The organism is Desulfocapsa sulfexigens DSM 10523, assembly GCF_000341395.1.
GTDB lineage: Bacteria > Desulfobacterota > Desulfobulbia > Desulfobulbales > Desulfocapsaceae > Desulfocapsa > Desulfocapsa sulfexigens.
Genome location: NC_020304.1, coordinates 2,694,364 through 2,714,563 on the forward strand (window position 1 = coordinate 2,694,364; position 20,200 = coordinate 2,714,563).

Below are 20,200 nucleotides of genomic sequence, written 5' to 3' on the forward strand. Positions count from 1 at the left end.
CCATTAGGGGAATTGATGATTGTATTTTGCAGAGTGTTGAGGAAAAAATGAAGAATTTAGCGATAATACCTGCGAGAGGAGGAAGCAAAAGGATACCGAAAAAAAATGTTAAACTATTTTTAGGAAAACCAATTATTGCCTACTCAATAGAAGTTGCCATTGAATCCGGACTCTTTGACGAAGTGATTGTCTCCACTGATGACCAGGAAATTTCTCGAATTTCGCAAAAATATGGTGCTAAGGTACCATTTATGAGAAGTGAAGAAAATTCAAATGATTTCGCAATATTAAATGATGTTTTAACTGAAGTTGTTGAAGAGTACTCAAAACGTGAGATTGTATTTGATAATGTTTGTATCATTTTAGCCACAGCCCCCTTGATAACAGTTCGCAGTTTGAAGGAATCATATGATTTGATGCATAACAAAGGGTTTGATTCGGTTAGACCAGTAGTGAAATTTTCATATCCCATTCAAAGAGCTTTTAAAATGGATGCAACTGGTAAGGTTGAAATGATGCACCCTCAAAATTATAGTATGAGGTCTCAAGACCTTGAACCAGCGTACCACGATTCTGGTCAATTTTACTGGATTAATCAAGGTAAGGATCTATTAGATCCCAATAAGGGAGCCTTTGTGATATCGGAAATGCTTGTTCAGGATATTGACGATGCGGATGATTGGGCACTGGCTGAACTGAAATACAGGCATTTAAACAGGAAGAATGACAATGAATTGTTACATTCGGGCGGATGCTAACGAAATAATAGGCATAGGCCACCTGGTAAGAACTGAAATATTGGCTGATGAATTGAGTGGAAGAGGTTTTGATGTAACGTTTCTTTGTAAAACAATTCCGGAAAAATTTTGTCAGAAGATCCTTCTTAAGGGGTACCGAGTTGAGATGGTCCCTTTGTTGGGTAAAGAATTGCCATATATTACAGAGGTAATATTAAATTCTGATCAGAATGTACTGGTTGTTGATAGTGATATAGAGGAGTTTTATACAGAAGAGTTTCAAAGAACTATTCGACGGAATAACATCAGACTAATGATGATTACTTTTTACAATCAGTATCATTATTATGCAGACGTTGTACTAAATCAAAATATAATGGCTCTTTCGCAAACGTATGATAGCGAAGTGTATACTCAAAAACTATTGGGCCCCCAATACGTCATTCTTAAAGCTGAATATCAAAAAATATCTAAGAACCTCTCCCACTATAAGAACAAGTTAGATGGTAAAACGGTACTGCTGACCTTTGGTGGCATTGATGAGCCTGATCGAACCAGTTTTGTTTACAAATCTTTAATTAAGACCCTGCACTCCCCTGCGAAAATAATTATTGTTTTAGGGGCAATGTACAAATATAAAGCAGACCTTGAAAAAATAATAGAAATTTCACCTATAAAAACAGAGGTATATCAGGACACTCCCCAAATGCCCTATTTGTTAGCGGAGGCAAATATCGTATTTAATTCTGGTGGATTGACCGTCTGGGAGTCGGGAGCTTTGGGCGCTCTCAATATAATAATGGGTTATAGTGAAAGAGAGAAGATAGGAGGACTGTATGCCGGGGAAAATGGGTACGCAATTTATCTTGGTTCTAAGCAGGATTATTCTGTTCAAAGTTTAGCAGATACAATCGATACTATTTTATGTCAAAATAATCAGAAATATATCTCCAAGCTGAGTGAGTGTATTGATGTGTATGGCGTTAATAAGGTGGCTGATGTAATAGAAAACATTCTATAATCTTAAATGTGATGCGTTTCATGCTGCAGTACACAAATGCTGGAATATGAATTACGGGTAACTCTGCTGCCGCTTTCAGCAGGAATAATTTTAGGAAAAATCAGTGCAGATGGATAGTCAAAATAAAAATAGAACCGAAATATACAGGAAGGATCGTAGTGCTGAAAATCTTTTTGAAATAATGAATAAAGCACTTATTTCAACGGAGAAGGAGTTTATAGAAGGATTTGACGTCCCGATTCATCCTGTTATTTTTATCGTCGGAGCCCAAAGGTCTGGGACAACTCTTTTGATGCAATTAATGACCCAATATTTTGCCCTCTCGTACCCGAATAATTTTATAGCAAGGTACTGGGATGTCCCTTTTGTTGGGGCGATGCTTTATAAAAGCTTATCTAAAGACATTGTTGTAGAAAAGCCCAATTTAAATTCTGATCTGGGATATACGCAGGGGATTGAAGGGCCCCACGAGTTTGGGTATTTTTGGAGGAAATGGCTTCCATGGGAGAGTTGGGAAGAAAAGAATGACAGTCAGATGGATTATACGGTCTTTAAGAAACAGTTGGCCGCATGGGAGAGTATAAATAATACACCAATAATATTCAAAAATTTAATACAGGTTGATTTTAACATTCTGACAATTAAAGAAATATTACCAAATGCAGTTTTCATATTTCTAGAAAGAGATCTTGTATACAATGTACAGTCTACCTACCAATCAAGACTGAGACTATTTGGAGATGATAGAGAGTGGTTTGGAGTAAAACCTCCGCGGTTTCATGAATATCAGAAACTACCCGTACTGGAGCAGATTGCTTGTCAAATAATTGATACAAATCATGCAATACGAGAGCAATTAGATAAGGGGGGTGATTGTGACGCTGTGACGGTTAGTTACGAAAATTTAATTTTAAATCCTAAGGCAGAACTTGATAGAATAGGGAAAAAACTCCACTTAGAATTAAAGGATAATGTTGATTGTTTTGAGGCAGAAGTTACATCAGGAAATAGTGTGAAAGTGGATAGAGCAATATTTGAAAAGATAGAAAAAATATGTAAAAAGATGAAACGTTAAGATGGAAACAGTTATTGAGAATAGAGCGTCATTTGTTCTGTATAATGTGATACTTTCAAATATGTTACATAAAGGTATTATGTTACTTCCTGCAAATATTTGTCCTATCGTTCCTGCTACTTTATTCAAAACAAATACTAAGTTCGAATTTGTAGATATTAATGCTGAGACCCTGTTGGTTGACTGTGATTCAATTATCAGAAGAATTAGGAACTCAGGTGATGTGGCGTCAATATTGGTTAACAGTACCTTTGGGTTTGACAGTGATTTCGAAACATTCTTCAATGATGTCAAATCAATAAACGAAGATATCTTAATTATAAATGATAAATGTTTGAATATTCCTAGTGTGGAATCTGTGGTTACGAGTGCTGATGTCGTTTTATTTAGCACAGGGTATTCAAAATATGTTGATTTTTCCGTGGGAGGGTACGCTTTTACTAAAAAAGAGGTGAATTATATTAGAGAAAGTATCCCCTATAGAGAAGAAGATCATGATGTTTTAGTAAGGTCATTTGAAAGTGCTTTAAACAAAAATTCTGTATATGGTTACTCAGATTCAGACTGGTTGGATGGAACATTTTTAGATCAGGGTAAAAAAGAATATTTTAAGAATATTGTTGATCGAGTAGAGGAAATAGCCAGGCACAAAAAGATAATTAATAATATTTACAGAGAGAACCTAAAAACAGGAATTTCTCTGGGAAATGGATATAATGATTGGCGATATACTGTTGTAGTAAATAATAAAGAGGAAGTTTTGAATGAAATATTTAAAAATAATTTATTTGCTAGTTCTCATTACCAATCATTAGTCGGAATTTTCGGGGGGGGCAAGGGAGTGAATGCAGAACAGTTGCATTGCAAGGTGATCAACCTTTTTAATGACTTCCGATTTTCTGAAGAACAGGCCTATTCTATCACAAAAATTATTAACAAATATGCGAAATAGTCAAAAAAAAATAATGATCCTTGGTGCAGGTCAAATGCAGGTTCCTGTAATCAAAAAATGTAGTGATTTAAATATATTCACAATAGCAGTTGATTTTGATGAATATGCACCAGGATTTAAATATTCCGATAAAGGTCTTATTCTATCAACGCATGACAAAGAAGAAATACTTAAACAGGCTAAAAAGAATAAGATTGATGGGATTTTGACGACTTCAGATTATCCTGTTAATAGTGTTGCATTTGTTTCGAATCAATTGGGGCTCAGTGGTTTGAGTCAGGATGTTGCCACATTATCAACAAATAAGTTTTTATTGAGGGAAAAACTGAAAGAATGCAAACTGAATTGCCCCAAATATATAATCGCCTGTGACAATTCTGAACTTACTCAAGTTGATTTCTTTCCGGCCATCATCAAACCCATTGATTCTTCGGCAAGTCGTGGTGTTAAAAAAGTTAACACACCCGAAGAGCTTTATGAACAATTTGCAATCTCCAGAGAATTTTCAGTCAGTCAAAAAGTTATTGTAGAAGAATTCATCCATGGCAGAGAGTATAGTGTTGAAGCAATATCTCAGGGTGGCAAACATTACATAATATCAATAACAGGCAAGACAATAGTTGGTGAAGAGGATGGGTTTTTTGTTGAATTGGCTCATCAAATTCCTGCTAATCTTAGCGAAGAAGAAATAGAATTAGTCCATACTGAAACACTAGCTGCCTTAAATGCTATTGGGCTAGATGATTCAGCTTCTCATGCAGAAATTATTTTATCTGGAAAAAAAGCATATATAGTTGAAGTGGGTGCCAGGCTGGGAGGGGATTTTATTGGTTCAGATCTTGTTCCTCTCTCGTGCGGCGTGGATATGTTAGAAGATATCGTGAAGGTTTCGATTGGAGAAGAGATTAGTACTACAAAAGACAGGATGTGTTACTCGGGAATACACTTTATTACCCCAGAAAATTATAAATCAGCAGCTGCGTTCATTCAAGAGAAGCAAGACATTATCGTGAAATATGAGATAAATAACTACCAAAACAAAAAAATTGAGAATTCTTTGGACAGATTAGGATATATAATTGTAGTTACGGAGTCAAGAAAAGAACTAAATGATGCTTTTAGAAGCATAAATGATGATAATTAACAAAACTAAAATATCTGAAAATGATAAGACATATATAATTGCCGAGCTTTCCGCCAATCATGAGCAAAATTTTGATCTGGCTGTGAAAACCATTTCTGCAATGAAAGATTCGGGTGCTGATGCTGTTAAATTACAGACATATACACCTGACGCAATAACTATTGATTCAGATCAACCCTGGTTTAAAACTAGAGAAGATAGTTTGTGGGCTGGTCAGAAAATGTATGATTTGTATAAAAAGGGCGAAACCCCCTGGGAATGGCATTCGCAGTTGCAGAAAGTTGCAGTTGAACTTGGAATGGATTTTTTCTCATCACCCTTTGATTTGAAATCAGTTGATTTGCTTGAATCTATAAATGTTCCAGCCTATAAGATAGCTTCTTTAGAAATTACTGATATCCCATTAATCGAGAAGTGCGCAAAAACCTGCAAGCCAATAATACTTTCAACGGGGATTGCGCGGATTGAAGATATTGATCTAGCAATAAAGACGTGTATGGATGTCGGCAATGAAAACCTTGCCCTGCTTAAATGTACTTCCGCTTATCCGACTCCTTTTGAGGAAGTGAACTTACGACAGATTGATACATTAAAGAAAAAATATAATCTAATTGTGGGACTGTCTGATCATACTCTGGGAATAGAAGTTCCTATTGCTTCAGTAGCCTTGGGCGCGAGAATTATAGAAAAACATTTTATTTTGTCCCGAAAAGGAAATGGTATAGATAGGGATTTCTCTTTGGAACCTCATGAGTTTAAACAAATGGTTGAGGCAATAAGAAATGTTGAGAAAGCTATGGGGATTAAAGAATATACTGTGACCCCAAGAATGAAATTGGCTCAAAAATCCTGTCGATCGTTGTTTATCGTAGCAGATGTTGTAAAAGGAGATGTTTTAACAAGTACGAATATGCGCTCAATTAGACCTGGTATTGGGTTGCATCCAAAACATTATAAAAATATTTTGGGAAAAAAAGTCAAACAAGATTTGATTCGGGGAACTCCACTTGAATTAAAACATGTTTGTTTTGAACGATGACGCTGTGTAAAATGTAATTTATTGACTTGTTTCAACTACGCTTTCTTTTATTCTTCCCTCCCCCTTTCCAATGAACAAAAAAAACTACCTTTTCTATTCGCAAGTGAATGGCTGAATAATGGAATATAGACGTGAAATAGATGGATTAAGGTCTGTTGCTGTGTTTCCTGTTATTTTGTTTCATGCAGGCTTTCAGTTGTTTGGCGGAGGATTTGTCGGCGTTGATGTTTTCTTCGTGATTAGCGGTTATTTGATTACCTCAATTATTATTACCGAAAAAAAGAAGGGGACTTTTTCAACTATTAATTTTTATGAACGGCGGGCAAGGCGAATATTGCCAGCTCTGTTTGTCGTTATGCTGGCTTCTCTGATACCAGCGTGGTTTCTATTGACGCCAAAAGAAATGGAGGATTTTTCGAAGAGCTTGATCACAGTTCCATTGTTTGCATCCAATATATTGTTTTGGCAGGAGAGTGGCTATTTCGAATTAGCGAATGAATTGAAACCACTTTTACATACGTGGAGTTTAGCCGTTGAGGAACAATTTTACCTGCTTTATCCTCTTTTCCTGACATTGGTCTGGCGTTTAGGGAAGTATTGGTTATTTGGTTTTCTTTTTGTTATTTTAGTCATCAGTCTTGGGAGTGCCGAATGGGGCTTGATCCACGATCCAGTTGGAGCTTTTTATTTGTTACCCACGAGAGGTTGGGAGCTTATAGTTGGTAGTTTGGCTGCCGTTTACACATTATATAAACAATCTCCCCCCAGTCAGACAGTATTGCGTGACCTAACAGGTGAACTCTTTGGAATAGTCGGTTTACTACTTATTAGCTATGCAATATTCACTTTTGATGAAACCGTTTCTTTTCCTGGTTTTAACGCAGCATTTCCTACTGTCGGGGCAGCATTAATTTTACTTTTTACTTCACAACGGACATGGGTTGGGAAACTGTTAGGCTCAAGGGTTCTTGTTGGATTAGGGCTGATTAGCTATAGTACATATTTATGGCACCAACCTTTGTTTGTCTTTGCTCGGTATTATTTTAGGTCAAAACCCAGTAATAACACAATTTTCATTTTGATTTTATCTTCTGTTATCTTAGCATATTTAAGCTACCGGTATGTAGAGACACCGTTTAGAAAAAAAGACCTGATTAACCGCAATAAAATTTTCTCATACTCAATTCTAGGCTCTATGTTTTTTGTCGTGTTGGGTGTTATTATTATGAATACTCAGGGCTTTAGTTCCCGTAAACCACAAAATATCCAATGGGCTAGTCTTGGTGATAAAATTGATGTCGTCGGCAGAGTATGCGATATGCAGCCGGTTGATGATCATGAAAATATTAGATTGGGCTTTTTTGGAGATTTGAGTGCTGATAGAACAGTAGGTTTATATGGAGATTCTCATGCATCAGCCCTCTCTTACCAATTGGATGACGAATTCAAGAAAAGAGGCATTAAGGGGGTCTATTTAGGCCTTGTCGGAAAGTGTCAAACCAATCCACTGTCTTCAGATAAAGGTATAAAAAAGGACACAATAAACTGCCAAAAGTCATTCAATTCTCTGTTAGACTATGTAGCGAATAATATTGATTCTATTATAGTTGTAAGCAGGTGGACTTTCAGACTCTATCCTGTGGCTGGAGCAATAGAGTCACTTGCTTTTGATAATGAAGAAGGTGGGAGGGAGTCTGAGGATTATAGAGAATATAGTGTCCTTAGAACTGATGGAACTTTTTCCTCATCTGGGATTGATAAGAAAAAGTCTTTGACTCACATGCTTGAATCCTTTTTGTCTACTAATGCCAGAGTAATACTTGTCTACCCTATACCTGAACTTGGTTGGCATGTATATTCAGAAAATTTGAGGTATTATGTTCGGAAAGGGGAGTATTTACCTGAACTTACCACAGCATATTCTCTCTATAAACAGAGAAATAAATATGTTATCAATGTGTTTGATGAAATAAAAAGCAGAGAAAACTTAATTAGAATCAAACCTGATGAAATTTTCTGTAATACCTATAGGAAAAATAGATGTGTCGGTCAAATTGAAGGTGTTCCTCTGTATTTTGATGATGATCATGTGTCTGAGGCTGGGGCTCAGATGATTGTTGATAGGATTGTACCTACGCTGGTCTATTGAGAGTCGTATTTTCGGTTTTCAATTTAAAAAGAAGAATAATTTGAGTGTAATCTGTCGAATATTTTTGTAGAAGCAGTGAATAGTTTTTTTTAATAATGACCATCAGTGCTGTCTCATAGTTTTTCCCACAGTAAAAGCTGTGGAGAAGCAGGTTGTTGTTTGTCTGGCGGCCTAAAGAGATCAGTCAAGGCGCGCCGTTGATCCAGACTTGGGTGAGGACTGCGTTTTTTGATGTACCCAGAAATGTCTTAATTTTGAGGTTTTGCTTGATCCATTTGAAAAATTGTTCGATCTGCCATCGCTCTTTATAGATTGCCGCTATCTCTGCAGCTTTCAGATGGTGAGCGTTAGTAACAAAACGGTATTCCTGGCCAGTTTCCAGGTCTGTGTAGGCAACAAGACGAAGTGGATCCTTAATGTTTTTGAGCCTGATTTGCTGATCGTTGGTTACACCAGGACTTTTACGACCAGCCCGTTTGAGAAGATATTCAACGTCAGCATTATTTTTCAAACGAGTAACAAAGAAAATTCCGTCTTTCATGAGGGAGGAGTACCAGCCATAATCTGTAAAACCCCTATCAAAAACAGCAAATGATCCTTTGGGAAGCTTCAGTGTTTCTTTTGCCCAGTTGATTTCATGGACTTTACCATCGGTCATGTCCATAAAAGTAGGAAGGTAACCGTCAGCATCTATACCCATGTGCAGTTTGACAGCGTCTTTTCTTTTACGGAATTCAGCCCATGGAAATACTGCTAAGCAAAGATCAATAGTTGTTGTATCAAGTAGGTACAGCTTGTTTTTAAAAGAGAATTTGTGGCCGGGTGTCACCAGTTGACACTTTTTCAACAGATCAGAAAACACAGTTTTGTAAAGAGATGCTGGCTGTTTTTCATTTACTCTTGCCAGTGTCGCCTTTGAAGTTGGTTTCATGCCGAGGTGATATAAACGTTTTTTTTGCGCCTTCAAATTATCAGTAATATCACGAAGGCTTTTTCTACTGGAAAGTTGTCCTATCAGCATTGCCATAAACTGGCTCCAGCGGTTATAGGATCTGAATTTTTGGCCCGAATGATGAAGTTTGGCATGATCATCAAAAACATGTCTGTTAATAAGTGAAGTAATTTGACTAAGGATTGTGTTATAATGCGCCATGGCTCGGATCTCCTTGTGTTAAATGGCTTTTTGGTCGAAATCATTATAACATAAAGAGCTCTCCGAGCCTCTTTTTATTGTCCAACTATGAGACAGCACTGATTTGAAATGAAGCTCAAATAAACTTTTTTTAACCGGCAGCCATGGTTTTAAAACGGTTGTGGCTGTCGGATCTTTTTCTATGCAATATTTTGCCAACTATTTTTATCGTTGGTGAAAAGAAACTTTGGAATGCCCCATGATTCTTTCGCGAGAAAGGAGGCTGTGGTGTTGGAGTCTCTTGTGCGTTATTATGGTGATATGCCTTGAGGAAGTTCTATTTATGAAATGTAAAATTTGTAACTCTGGAAATTCCACAGTTTTATATCACGGGAAAATCCGAATTGGTCGGTTTGGTGAGCTGTCTACTCAAGATCATACCGTGTTTAAATGTTTATCTTGTAAGGCAGGTTTTCTACCAAATGTCGGTTTCGATTATGAGGATTCTGAGTATCGCGTATCGGTTGAAGGTTCGGCGGAACTTGATGCATTCCAACTGTTGCATGATGTGGAACAAACCGAAAAATTGGTAGTTGTGGGGAGTGGCAATTTAAGGGGACGTATTATTGCCGATATCGGTTGTGGTGGTGGATCGTTTTTGGATCTTGTGGGTGGGATGGCTAGTGAAACCATTGCAATAGAGCCCTGTTTGAGTTTTCAGAAAGAACTTGCGAAGAAACATAAGGTATATAGTTATGTGGCGGATGCTTTAAGTGATTGGACTGAAAAGGTTGATTTCGCAGTAAGCTTTGCAGTGCTAGAACACGTGGATGATCCACTGTTATTTTTGAAACAAATACGGGAGTTGATCAAGCCAGGAGGTAGGGTTCTGATCAGTACTCCTAATTATGATGACTGGCTACTACAATTTCACCCAGGTATTTATGACTCTTTTTTTTACCGTCAGGCTCATCGATGGTATTTTAATGGTGAAGCGCTGCAGTCAATAGCAGTGTTGGCTGGGTACAAATCTGTTGAACTTATTTATAAAAATAGATTTGACCTGTCAAATGCTCTTCATTGGTTACGTGATAATAGGCCAACAGGAAAGGGTAAAACGCAACTGTTTACACCATTGGATTGTGAATATAAAAAGAATTTGGAACAATCTGGTAAAGCTGATTTTATCTACGCTTGGCTGTATCTTTGATTACTCCAACCGGTAAACATTTGCTGCAATAATGTTAATGATACGAGTTTTATTCTTTGTTAGAGGTGGTCCAGAAAATTTGAACAAGCTGTTAAGTGGAAAATCTGCTACCAATAATTCCCATGAAAAGATTTAAACAAGGAGCAGAAAATGGCAAAAGGAACGAGAAGAAAACACTCAGCCGCATTCAAGGCGAAAGTGGCCCTTGCAGCGATGGCTGGAGACAAGACACTAGCAGAACTGGCGCAACGGTTTGAAGTGCATCCCAACCAGATCACCGCTTGGAAAAGGCAACTGACAGAAGAGGCAGACTCTGTATTTGCCAAAGGTACTTCAAAAGAGCCAGCAGTTGATATAAAGACCCTACATGCGAAAATAGGCCAGCTAACGCTGGAAAACGATTTTTTAGAAGGTGCGCTCACCAAAGTGGGGTTGCTGAGCGTAAAGCGATGATAGATCCAGCCCATACTCTTTCGATTACACGACAAGCTCAAGTCGTTGAGATCAGTCGTGGTAGCGTGTATTACAAACCCAAACCAGTTAACGAAAACGACTTGGTGCTGATGCGGAAAATTGATGAACTCCATTTGGAGCACCCGTTTATGGGGGCAAGGATGCTCCGTGATCAACTGAACCGAGATGGTGTTTCTGTCGGGCGCAAACATGTTGGAACCCTGATGAAACGCATGGGAGTTGAAGCGTTATATAGGAAACCGGGAACGAGTAAAAAACATCCAGGTCACAAAATCTATCCGTATCTATTGAGAGGAAAGAGTATCGATCAGTCCAACCAGGTCTGGGCTCTGGATACGACTTATATTCCCATGGCCAAAGGATTTGTGTATCTGACGGCTGTTGTTGACTGGGCAAGCCGGAAAGTGTTGGCCTCAAAACTTTCTATTACCCTCGAGGCCTGCCATGCAGTTGATGTGCTGAAAGAAGCCTTTGTTCATCATGGCATCCCAGAGATTGTCAACACCGACCAGGGAAGTCAGTTTACCGCACAAGAGTTTATTGAGGTAGTGCACGAAAAGGGCTGCAAGATCAGCATGGATGGACGTGGGGCTTGGCGAGACAATGTATTCGTTGAAAGACTATGGAGATCAGTGAAATACGAACGTGTTTATTTGCATGCTTATGATACAGTAAATGAGGCTCGAAGGTCTATCATGCAGTATTTTGATTGGTATAACCGCTCAAGACCACATTCCGGATTGGAAAAAAGAACTCCAGATGAGGCCTACAACATAATGTTGCCACCAATTGAAAAGGCAGCTTAATTTAGGCAGAGGCTCCACTTAAAAATGACAGAATACTGTTCAAACAAACTGAGCCACCTCTGTTGGAGTTGCGTGTGCTGTCGGGTGATCCGAGCAAATACTTCGCATTGGAAAGAGTCTAAACGTCTATCGAATCCAATCTGTTAATGGTGAATAATATTTATATTGATAATTGTTTAATTGGTCCGCGTGCAAAAACTTTTATTATAGCTGAAGTTGCACAAAATCATGACGGATCATTAGGTACTGCGCACGCTTATATTGACGCTGTCGCAAAAACCGGTGCTGATGCAATAAAATTCCAGACTCATATTGCTTCTGAAGAATCGACCTTAGACGAACCATTTCGTGTTAAGTTCAGTTTCCAGGATGCTACCAGATATGCTTACTGGAAACGAATGGAGTTCACATCAGAGCAATGGCAAGGTTTGGCTGGTCACGCAAAAGATGCCGGACTGGTTTTCCTGAGTTCTCCTTTTTCTGAAAAAGCTGTTAGGATTCTTTCATCAATTGGTATGCCAGCCTGGAAGGTCGGTTCCGGCGAGGTTTTTAATAAGGATATTATTCGAGCAATGGCTCGAAATAAAGCTCCTATTCTTTTAAGTACTGGAATGAGTACATTTGAGGAAATATCTTCAGCTGTAAATATTGTCACAGATCTTGACTTGGAATTCGCTCTTTTTCAGTGTACGAGTATGTATCCAGTCCCGTTAACTAAAGTAGGATTGAATGTTATTGAGGAATTACGAGACCGTTATTCCTGTCCGATTGGCTATTCCGATCATACTGGGTCGATTTATTCAGGATTAGCTGCTTTAGCCCAGTCAGTAGACTTGCTTGAAGTCCATGTGACCCTAGATAAAAGATCCTTCGGGCCTGATGTTCCTGTGTCGTTGACTATGGAACAGTTGAAACAGTTGGTTGATGCTCGTGATGCATTCAAATCCATTCAGGAAAATCCAGTGGATAAAAATCTCATGGCATCTGAACTTATGGGAATGCGTGGAATGTTTTCCAAGAGTGTATGTGTACGGAAAAAATTAAAAAAAGGTACAGTACTTGAGGAAAGTCTGTTAACTGTTAAAAAGCCTGGAAACGGCATCAAACCATCTGAAACACATAAGTTGTTAGGGTGTGCACTGGTTAGAGATGTAACACCGGATAGATTGCTTCGATGGGAGGATATAGAGTAAATGTCAAGAAAAGTCTGTATTGTTGTAAATAGCAGGGCTAACTATGGCCGAATAAAAACGGTCCTTACTGCGGTGAAAAATCATCCTGATCTTGAACTGCAGCTTATCGTAGGAGCCTCTGCGTTACTTGATCGATTTGGCAGTGTCATAGATATAATTAAAAAGGATGGTTTTGAACCTACTTCAGTAATTTATAGTATTGTTGAGGGTGAAAACCTTACAACTATGGCAAAGTCAACCGGGCTTGCTATTCAAGAGTTAACAAGTCAGTTCGAGAATCTGAAGCCGGATGTTGCATTGACAGTAGCGGACCGTTTTGAGACAATGGCAACTGCCATCACTGCCAGTTATATGAATATTCCTCTCGCGCATACTCAAGGTGGTGAAGTGACTGGTTCCATTGATGAGTCGGTTCGTCATGCAATCACCAAACTTGCTCATATACATTTTCCTGCAACTCAGAAAGCAGCTGATAATATAATCCGGATGGGAGAGGATCCAAGCACTGTATATGTGACCGGTTGTCCTGCTATTGATATTTGTAACAAAAGTAGTGTTGATGAACTATCATCTGATTTTTTCGAGAATTACAAAGGAGTTGGGCCAGGAATTGATCCTTTTAAACCCTATATAGTTGTGTTGCAACATCCTGTAACGACTGAGTTTGGACAAGGGTTTTTTCAGATTAATGAAACTCTAGAAGCTATTCGCAATATTGATATGCAAATAGTATGGCTTTGGCCAAACGTTGATGCTGGTTCGGATGATATCTCCAAAGGCTTACGGGTATACCGTGAGAAGTATAGCCCTAAAAACATCCATTTCTTTAGAAACTTTTCACCTGAGGATTATGTTAAACTTATTGGTAATTGCAAATGCTTAGTCGGAAATTCAAGTTCTGGAATTCGTGAAGGTGCATGGTTGGGGACACCGAATGTGACCATTGGTTCCCGTCAGTTTGGGCGTGAATGTGGTGACAATGTTATTCATGTTGGTTACCAAAGAGATGAAATTGAAAAGGCGATTAAATTTCAATTAAAGCATGGTGAATATTCAAGCAACCACCTGTACGGCGATGGGCATGCAGATGAAAAAATAGCCAATATTCTTGCTACAGCTACTTTTAACATCAACAAAAAACTCTGTTATTGAGAATTAACGGTATACTTATGAAACCTTGTATTGTTTTTGTCGGTCCTGATTTTGCTTATGAGAATCTTAACGTTCAATTCTCCAGTAAAGTTCATTTGGTACATCCAGATGCTACACAGCAAGATGTCGCTAAAGCAATGACTGGCGCTGTTGCTTTTTTGGATGCTTCAATGAAGGTTCATTTGACAAATGATATGTTTGCAAACTCCCCTGATATTTGCATTATTTCCTGCGCTACCACTGGGTCTGATCATATAGATAGAGAGGTTTTAGATAAGCGAGGTGTTCAGGTCAGGACCCTGCGTGAAGATCTTGATCTATTGATGAATTTAACTCCTGCCGCAGAATTATCCTGGGGATTATTGATGGCATGTGCCAGGAAAATCCCTTCAGCATTGGAGCATATACGTTCTGGATCTTGGAATCGTGAACTTTTCCCTGGGATTATGATAAAAGGAAAGCAACTTGGGATAGTGGGCTGTGGCAGAATTGGTGGCTGGATGGCTCGTTATGCTAATGCTTTTGGTGCAGAAGTCGTGGGGTATGACCCGTACCAGGAAGTATTACCGGAAAACGTGAGGAGGGTCTCTCTTGAAGAGTTATTTGAACAGAGTGATTTTATTTCAGCCCATGTTCATTTGACCGAAGACACAAAGGAAATGCTTGGTGCAAAACTATTTAACCGTATAAAGCCTGGGGCAATTTTTATTAATACTTCTCGGAGTGGGATTTGCGATGAAGATGCTTTGCTGAGTGTATTGCTTTCTGGTCGTTTAGGCGGGGCTGGCCTTGATGTATTAAATGGGGAGCCGGACATATCAGGTTCGCCATTGATTGCTTATGCCAGGACACATGATAACTTGATAATCACCCCTCATTGTGGCGGTTTCTCCCCAGATGCTGTTAAACTTGTCTGTGATAGAGCAATGGGTAAGATCATGGACAAACTTAACCTATGAGTCATTTAGAAACGTTATCAGATCAAATCGTTTCGTATGGTGTTCGCCATGTTTTTGGTATACCAGGCAGTGGACCGAGCTTAACACTTATTGATCATCTTTGTAAGAAAGGGGTGAACTTTCACCTCGTTCATTTTGAAGGCTGTGCTGCAATTATGGCCGGTACTGTTGGTCGTCTTAGTGGAAAATGTGGTGTTAGTGTTGGGATAAAAGGGCCGGGACTAGCCAATATGATTCCGGGAATTGCTGCTTGTTCTCTGGAATCACTACCTGCTGTAAATATAACCGAAGCTTATTTACCAGATGCACCACTCTCTTCTGCGCATAAAAGAATTGATCACTCAAACTTAGTGTCATCTGTTGTAAAGGAATCTTCGTATTGGTCAGAAAGTGGCAGCAGTTTCCAGCAGCTGGCTGAAAATGCTGAAGCTGAATGTCCGGGACCGGTGCACATGAATATCACTGGTAGTGACCCTGGACGAAAGATGGAACGAGTGTTCCAGAAAGATAGTATCATTGAAACCAATGACGATATCTCGCAACTACTCGAAAAATCACTCTATCCAGTGCTTATTGTTGGTTCATTAGCAATTCGAGAGGGGTTGAGTGCATTTTTAAATTTATTGAAAGTTCCCGTGTTTACAACGGCCTCTGCGAAAGGTGTTGTGAATGAAACATTACCACATGCTGCAGGTGTTTTTACGGGTGCAGGTCTGGAGTTATCTCCTGAGGTAACTGTGCTTCCAAAGGCAGATCTTGTTATTGCAATTGGACTCAGGCATAATGAGGTTTTATCAGTTAAGAAATTTGGGTGTAAAAGTATTTTACTTGATCCGCTTGGGAATTCATCTTCCGGTGGATTTGCTTTTCCGGTTATTACATGGATGTATTCAAGAAAGCTTTGGAATGAGCTTTGGGATCAGTTGGAAGAAAAAGATTGGGGTAGAGATGAAATAGCCAAATCAAAAAAGAATTTAAATAGCTATCTATTGGCTGGAGATCTTCTGCCAGCAAATATCTTTCAAGCTGTTGACATGCATTTTGCGGGAAAAGCTCGAATTGTTGTTGATACAGGTCTATTCTGTACCGTAGCTGAGCATATATGGTCAGCAATTTCTCCGTCTATGTATATAAGTTCCGGGCAAGGAAGGTATATGGGGATAAGTCTTCCCCAGGGCGTTGCGGCGGCACTTTTTGATTCAACAGTGCCTACCGTGATATTTTGTGGTGATGGCAGTGTCGGCATGTTTATTGCCGAATTGAAAATTGCAATTGCAAATGCGTTGCCCCTGATCATTGTTTTGCTCAGTGATGGAAAATTCGGGACATTAAGAGGGAGAGCTTTAAAAGATGGATTAACGGAAAAACCGTTAACTGTTTTCTCACCTTCCTGGGTGTCTACGATGGAAGGACTTGGAATACACTCGGTCTATGCTGAATCTGTTGAGAAATGTCACCAAGTTCTTGGCGAATGGGATGGCAACCCGCTTTTTATTGAAGTTTTGTTCGACTCTGATGAATATGCACGAATGACCGAGAAAGTTCGTTAAGTTGCGGTTCGTCAGTGACTATTGTTTTTTCTGTGAGTTTCTTCTAATACTGTTTTTGTTATATCCTTTGTTATTGTTATATATATTTCTTTCTTGTCACTTGTTCAGAGTTCGATATAAAATTATGCTTTCTGAATTTTCTTTTTTCCATCTCTGTACGTCAGGAGAAAAAAACTAATGGGAACGAAAAGCATTTCGAGACGACCTTGGCTTCTTTTGCCGATAGAAGTCAAAAATCGAGAGCTAGATGCCAAAGTCATGCTGTCATGCATTGGTGCTGCACGCGGTTTTGGGGTGCTGTTTGGACGGAATGGTTTTAATCTGAATGGAAAGTTTCCTCGCGGAGTCTATCTGGATAAGTGTATTTCCCCCTATAAACTTGATGTTCTTACTAAGCAGGTTAAAACTTTAGGCAATAAACTCGCTATTCTTGATGAAGAAGGATTAGTATATCAGTCTAAGAAATTATATATTGCCAATCGCACATCAAGAGCGACTGTAGATTTGGCATCATTGATATTTACCTGGGGAGATGCCCAATTACAGGTGATTGATAATGAGTACGGTATCCCAGACAAAGTTATCTCAACAGGTTCAACTAGAGCAGATCTCTGGCAAAAAGAATGGCATCAAGTTTATGAAAAAGAAGTAGAGAGTATTACAGAGCAAATAGGTGAATTTATTTTGATACCAGCGAATTTTTCACCTGCCCACCATGTAGATCCTATAAATTTCTCTTTAAGTAAAAGAGGATATACTGAACAGAACAAGAATAGTAAGAAACTGACATTTAAAGAAGATCGGTATCTGTTTCGAGAAAAGATTTTTAATAAATTTGTCGAACTTATTGGCGCCATAGCCGAGGCTAGTCCTGATCTTACCGTTGTTCTGCGGCCTCATCCCAATGATGATTTAAAAGTCTGGGCTAAGTTTAAAAAAAACTGGCCTGAAAATGTAAAAATTATCTATGACGGGAATGTTTCACCTTGGATAATAGCCTCGAAAATTTTAATTCACAACAGCTGTACAACTGGGGTTGAGGCATTTGCCATGGGAAAACCAACCATTGCTTATATGCCATATTTTGATAAACGATATGAACAGAACATTCCTAATCCACTTAGCCAGAAGAGTAGTACTGTGGAAGGTGTGCTGCAGCTTATACAGAATAATCTTGAGAAGAAAGGGCTTGGGAAGGAAAATGAAAAAATAGAATTATATAACTATCATATTAGAAATGACAAAAACATTCTTGCTGGAGATCGAATGTTTGACGCATTGGAAAAGTTGAATTTGCCAGAAAGTGAATTTAAATATTCAAGCTACGGGTTGACACAGAAAATTTGTGTAGTGGCGAGAAGGGTAAATCGACGAATAGGGGATTTTACAGGAAAACATGAATTCTCTTATGCATACAGAAAACAGAAAAATCCCGGGATTTCGCTGGAAGAAATCCAGAGTTTGGTCGGACGTTATAAGAAAATTATGAATAGATGGGATAATGTTCTGGTAGAACAGGTTGGAGAGGATTTGTTTTGTTTTTATTGTCCCTGATACCGTGTTGTTTGAGAGTTGAAACCGAATTTTTTCACAGAGGTAGCTGATGCAAAAAGATTCTATAACGTTGAAGAGTAAATTGCAGTCTGGTCAATTGACTTTAGGGTCTTGGATTACTCTTGGTCATCCTGCCATTGCGGAAATATTTGCTGGTGCTGGATATGACTGGTTAGTGGTTGATCTTGAGCACAGTACCATTTCTATGGAACAGGCTGGAGAGCTGATCAGGATAATAGACCTTGCTGGAGTTGCTCCTCTTGTGAGATTAACGTCTAATGAACCAAACCAGATAAAACGTATCATGGACGCAGGTGCACATGGTATTGTTGTCCCAATGGTTAACTCGCCAGAGGATGCCGTCAAAGCTGTTGCGGCTACACGTTATGCCCCACTGGGGATACGTGGTGTCGGGTTGGCACGGGCTCAAAAATATGGTGCCGGTTTTCAGGATTATCTGGAATGGCAAAAAGATGGGCCGGTGGTCATTGTCCAGATAGAGCATAAATTGGCCTTGGATGTATTGGATTCTATTTTGTCGGTAAAGGGTGTCGACGGATTTATTATAGGTCCGTATGACTTGTCGTGCTCGATGGGAATTCCAGGAGAGTTCGAACAGCCTGAATTCCTAGACGCCATGGATTTCATTAAAAACACAGGAGAACGGTTGAAGTGTCCTGGAGGAATACATATTGTTGAGCCAGACCAAGAACGCTTGAGACAGGCCATTGGAGATGGGTACCGCTTCATTGCTTATAGTGTAGATATTAGGATGCTTGATGTCTCAGCTCGAATAGGGGTAAAGAGTGTACTGACCAATAAGGATTCTAACGGTTAATGTGTGAGAGCTGATCCTTCAGGTAGGTTGGTTTTGCTATGTTTAGTCCACAAGAGAATCTTATTTGAGTAAGAATAAGATAATACAAGAGATAACATCTCACCCGGCGCAACTACCAGCGGCAGGGACTGGTCTCATTGGTATCCTGTCATCTTTTAACTTTGTCCATCTGATTCTTTCATTTGTTGTATCTGTTCTGTTTATTTGGTGTGTTGGATATTTCTTTTGTGATTCTCTACGACCATTCCAATACGACTCAAGTTTAAAAAAATATATTCATACTCCCCATATTTTCTATAAGCAACGTAGCGAGGGGTTTGCTCAAACGCATAAAGGTTTGTTCGGGATCAATGCAATCCCAGACATAACGAAGGTACGAGGAAATAAAATTGTTGTCTGGGGAGATTCTTATGTGGAAGCTCACCAAGTAAATGACAGTGAGAAAATACCTCAGGTGATTACCAGGAAACTCAATGAAAGAGGTCTCGGACAGCAATTAATGTCCTTCGGAATCGGTATGAGTGGGGACAGTGTTGCTGATTATTTTTTTGAAATCCCCAGGTATGAGCATTTGGTCAAAGATATCGCTGCTCATTACATTGTGATAACAAACAGTAAAGATATATTGCCAGACCAGCCAACAGACAATAAAAAGGGGCTGTTTAAGTCGAACCCTTTTGGTTTGTATGAGGATAACTGGAGTCCTAAGTATCAAAATATTAAAAATGTTTTTTCTCATCTCAACCTTTCATTTGTCTGGCAGCCAGCTTTGTCAGCACTTTCTGCTCCAGAAAGACTTCACTTTTTGCCAAATATACAAAAAACAGAGGATGCTGCAGCGCCGTTCAATAAGGATGTACCTTCAAATAAATTCCTTATTGATTCGTGGTCCTTTTTATTGAAAAATCTAAGAAACCAGACAAAAGTCCCTATAATCTTTGTGTATGCTCCTGGAGTACCCAAAATTATAAAGGGGGAAATTTCTGATTATGATGAAAACGCAATTCAAATAGCATTGTTTGCCGATATTGCGAAGGGTTATGGTATTGAATTAGTAGACACTACATATAAATTTGTGAAATTTAACAGAGACACAGGACTCTTCCCGCGAGGATTCTCAAATTCTAAACCAAGTGAAGGGCATTTCAATAGGGATGGAAACGATATTGTTGCAACAATGATAATGGACCACTTTCTTAAAGAAGAGATGTAGCA

Annotated in this window: 16 protein-coding genes and 1 pseudogene; 16 read left to right on the forward strand and 1 reads right to left on the reverse strand. The window is 38.9% G+C overall.

Going from position 1 to position 20,200, the window contains the following annotated elements; all coding sequences use genetic code 11:
- Positions 1-47 precede the first annotated feature (47 nt).
- From pseF to UWK_RS19065, 7 genes are all read left to right on the forward strand, one after another.
- Positions 48-758 carry a pseudaminic acid cytidylyltransferase gene (pseF, locus tag UWK_RS11990; protein WP_015404643.1) on the forward strand — a complete coding sequence of 237 codons (711 nt, stop codon included), beginning with the start codon at positions 48-50 and terminating at the stop codon, positions 756-758.
- Positions 730-1,758 carry a PseG/SpsG family protein gene (locus UWK_RS11995; RefSeq protein ID WP_015404644.1) on the forward strand — a complete coding sequence of 343 codons (1,029 nt, stop codon included), beginning with the start codon at positions 730-732 and terminating at the stop codon, positions 1,756-1,758. Before pseF ends, UWK_RS11995 begins: the two co-directional genes overlap by 29 nt.
- Before the next feature lie 109 nt (positions 1,759-1,867).
- A complete protein-coding gene (locus tag UWK_RS12000; RefSeq protein WP_015404645.1) occupies positions 1,868-2,833 on the forward strand; it encodes a sulfotransferase family protein in 966 nt (321 codons plus the stop codon).
- A 1-nt stretch (position 2,834) separates the two neighbouring features.
- On the forward strand, positions 2,835-3,785 hold the full coding sequence (locus UWK_RS12005) for a hypothetical protein (protein WP_015404646.1): 951 nt from the start codon (positions 2,835-2,837) through the stop codon (positions 3,783-3,785).
- Positions 3,775-4,929, forward strand: a complete 1,155-nt coding sequence (locus tag UWK_RS12010; RefSeq protein ID WP_015404647.1) for an ATP-grasp domain-containing protein — start codon at positions 3,775-3,777, stop codon at positions 4,927-4,929. Before UWK_RS12005 ends, UWK_RS12010 begins: the two co-directional genes overlap by 11 nt.
- The gene (pseI, locus tag UWK_RS12015) at positions 4,916-5,968 is read left to right on the forward strand and encodes a pseudaminic acid synthase (RefSeq protein ID WP_015404648.1); all 1,053 of its coding nucleotides are present in this window, start codon (positions 4,916-4,918) and stop codon (positions 5,966-5,968) included. The genes UWK_RS12010 and pseI overlap by 14 nt, the downstream gene beginning before the upstream one ends.
- 118 nt (positions 5,969-6,086) lie before the next feature.
- Positions 6,087-8,117, forward strand: coding sequence for an acyltransferase family protein (locus UWK_RS19065; protein WP_015404649.1), 2,031 nt, complete (start codon positions 6,087-6,089; stop codon positions 8,115-8,117).
- A gap of 113 nt (positions 8,118-8,230) precedes the next feature.
- On the opposite strand, the pseudogene UWK_RS12025 reads toward UWK_RS19065, so the two are convergent.
- Positions 8,231-9,270 (reverse strand): annotated as a pseudogene (locus UWK_RS12025) (IS4 family transposase).
- Positions 9,271-9,592: 322 nt separating this feature from the next.
- On the opposite strand from UWK_RS12025, the gene UWK_RS12030 reads away from it, so the two are divergent.
- The 9 genes from UWK_RS12030 (at position 9,593) to UWK_RS12075 (ending at position 20,198) form a co-directional block, all read left to right on the forward strand.
- The gene (locus UWK_RS12030) at positions 9,593-10,459 is read left to right on the forward strand and encodes a class I SAM-dependent methyltransferase (RefSeq protein ID WP_015404651.1); all 867 of its coding nucleotides are present in this window, start codon (positions 9,593-9,595) and stop codon (positions 10,457-10,459) included.
- A gap of 150 nt (positions 10,460-10,609) precedes the next feature.
- A protein-coding gene (locus UWK_RS12040) for an IS3 family transposase (protein ID WP_407637460.1) occupies positions 10,610-11,739 on the forward strand; the annotation gives its coding sequence in 2 pieces (ribosomal slippage) (positions 10,610-10,868 and positions 10,868-11,739; 1,131 coding nt in all).
- 146 nt (positions 11,740-11,885) lie between these two features.
- Positions 11,886-12,932 (forward strand): N-acetylneuraminate synthase family protein, encoded by a 1,047-nt coding sequence (locus tag UWK_RS12045; protein WP_015404652.1) that lies wholly within the window; start codon positions 11,886-11,888, stop codon positions 12,930-12,932.
- Positions 12,933-14,084, forward strand: coding sequence for a UDP-N-acetylglucosamine 2-epimerase (gene neuC / locus UWK_RS12050; RefSeq protein ID WP_015404653.1), 1,152 nt, complete (start codon positions 12,933-12,935; stop codon positions 14,082-14,084).
- A gap of 17 nt (positions 14,085-14,101) precedes the next feature.
- Positions 14,102-15,043, forward strand: coding sequence for a 2-hydroxyacid dehydrogenase (locus tag UWK_RS12055; protein WP_015404654.1), 942 nt, complete (start codon positions 14,102-14,104; stop codon positions 15,041-15,043).
- Entirely contained in the window at positions 15,040-16,593 is a 1,554-nt protein-coding gene (locus tag UWK_RS12060) for a thiamine pyrophosphate-binding protein (protein ID WP_015404655.1), read from the forward strand. Before UWK_RS12055 ends, UWK_RS12060 begins: the two co-directional genes overlap by 4 nt.
- A 177-nt stretch (positions 16,594-16,770) precedes the next feature.
- Complete coding sequence (locus UWK_RS12065) at positions 16,771-18,147, forward strand: surface carbohydrate biosynthesis protein (protein ID WP_015404656.1); 1,377 nt, start codon at positions 16,771-16,773, stop codon at positions 18,145-18,147.
- Between the two features lie 49 nt (positions 18,148-18,196).
- Complete coding sequence (locus UWK_RS12070; protein WP_015404657.1) at positions 18,197-18,985, forward strand: HpcH/HpaI aldolase family protein; 789 nt, start codon at positions 18,197-18,199, stop codon at positions 18,983-18,985.
- 64 nt (positions 18,986-19,049) lie between these two features.
- On the forward strand, positions 19,050-20,198 hold the full coding sequence (locus UWK_RS12075; protein ID WP_015404658.1) for a hypothetical protein: 1,149 nt from the start codon (positions 19,050-19,052) through the stop codon (positions 20,196-20,198).
- The last annotated feature ends 2 nt before the right edge of the window (positions 20,199-20,200 follow it).

Excerpts from the sequence above, each read along its gene's own strand:
- pseF (WP_015404643.1), top strand. The coding sequence starts at position 48 with ATGAAGAATTTAGCGATAATACCTGCGAGAGGAGGAAGCAAAAGGATA.
- UWK_RS11995 (WP_015404644.1), top strand. The coding sequence starts at position 730 with ATGAATTGTTACATTCGGGCGGATGCTAACGAAATAATAGGCATAGGC.
- UWK_RS12000 (WP_015404645.1), top strand. The coding sequence starts at position 1,868 with ATGGATAGTCAAAATAAAAATAGAACCGAAATATACAGGAAGGATCGT.
- UWK_RS12005 (WP_015404646.1), top strand. The coding sequence starts at position 2,835 with ATGGAAACAGTTATTGAGAATAGAGCGTCATTTGTTCTGTATAATGTG.
- UWK_RS12010 (WP_015404647.1), top strand. The coding sequence starts at position 3,775 with ATGCGAAATAGTCAAAAAAAAATAATGATCCTTGGTGCAGGTCAAATG.
- pseI (WP_015404648.1), top strand. The coding sequence starts at position 4,916 with ATGATGATAATTAACAAAACTAAAATATCTGAAAATGATAAGACATAT.
- UWK_RS19065 (WP_015404649.1), top strand. The coding sequence starts at position 6,087 with ATGGAATATAGACGTGAAATAGATGGATTAAGGTCTGTTGCTGTGTTT.
- UWK_RS12030 (WP_015404651.1), top strand. The coding sequence starts at position 9,593 with ATGAAATGTAAAATTTGTAACTCTGGAAATTCCACAGTTTTATATCAC.
- UWK_RS12045 (WP_015404652.1), top strand. The coding sequence starts at position 11,886 with ATGGTGAATAATATTTATATTGATAATTGTTTAATTGGTCCGCGTGCA.
- neuC (WP_015404653.1), top strand. The coding sequence starts at position 12,933 with ATGTCAAGAAAAGTCTGTATTGTTGTAAATAGCAGGGCTAACTATGGC.
- UWK_RS12055 (WP_015404654.1), top strand. The coding sequence starts at position 14,102 with ATGAAACCTTGTATTGTTTTTGTCGGTCCTGATTTTGCTTATGAGAAT.
- UWK_RS12060 (WP_015404655.1), top strand. The coding sequence starts at position 15,040 with ATGAGTCATTTAGAAACGTTATCAGATCAAATCGTTTCGTATGGTGTT.
- UWK_RS12065 (WP_015404656.1), top strand. The coding sequence starts at position 16,771 with ATGGGAACGAAAAGCATTTCGAGACGACCTTGGCTTCTTTTGCCGATA.
- UWK_RS12070 (WP_015404657.1), top strand. The coding sequence starts at position 18,197 with ATGCAAAAAGATTCTATAACGTTGAAGAGTAAATTGCAGTCTGGTCAA.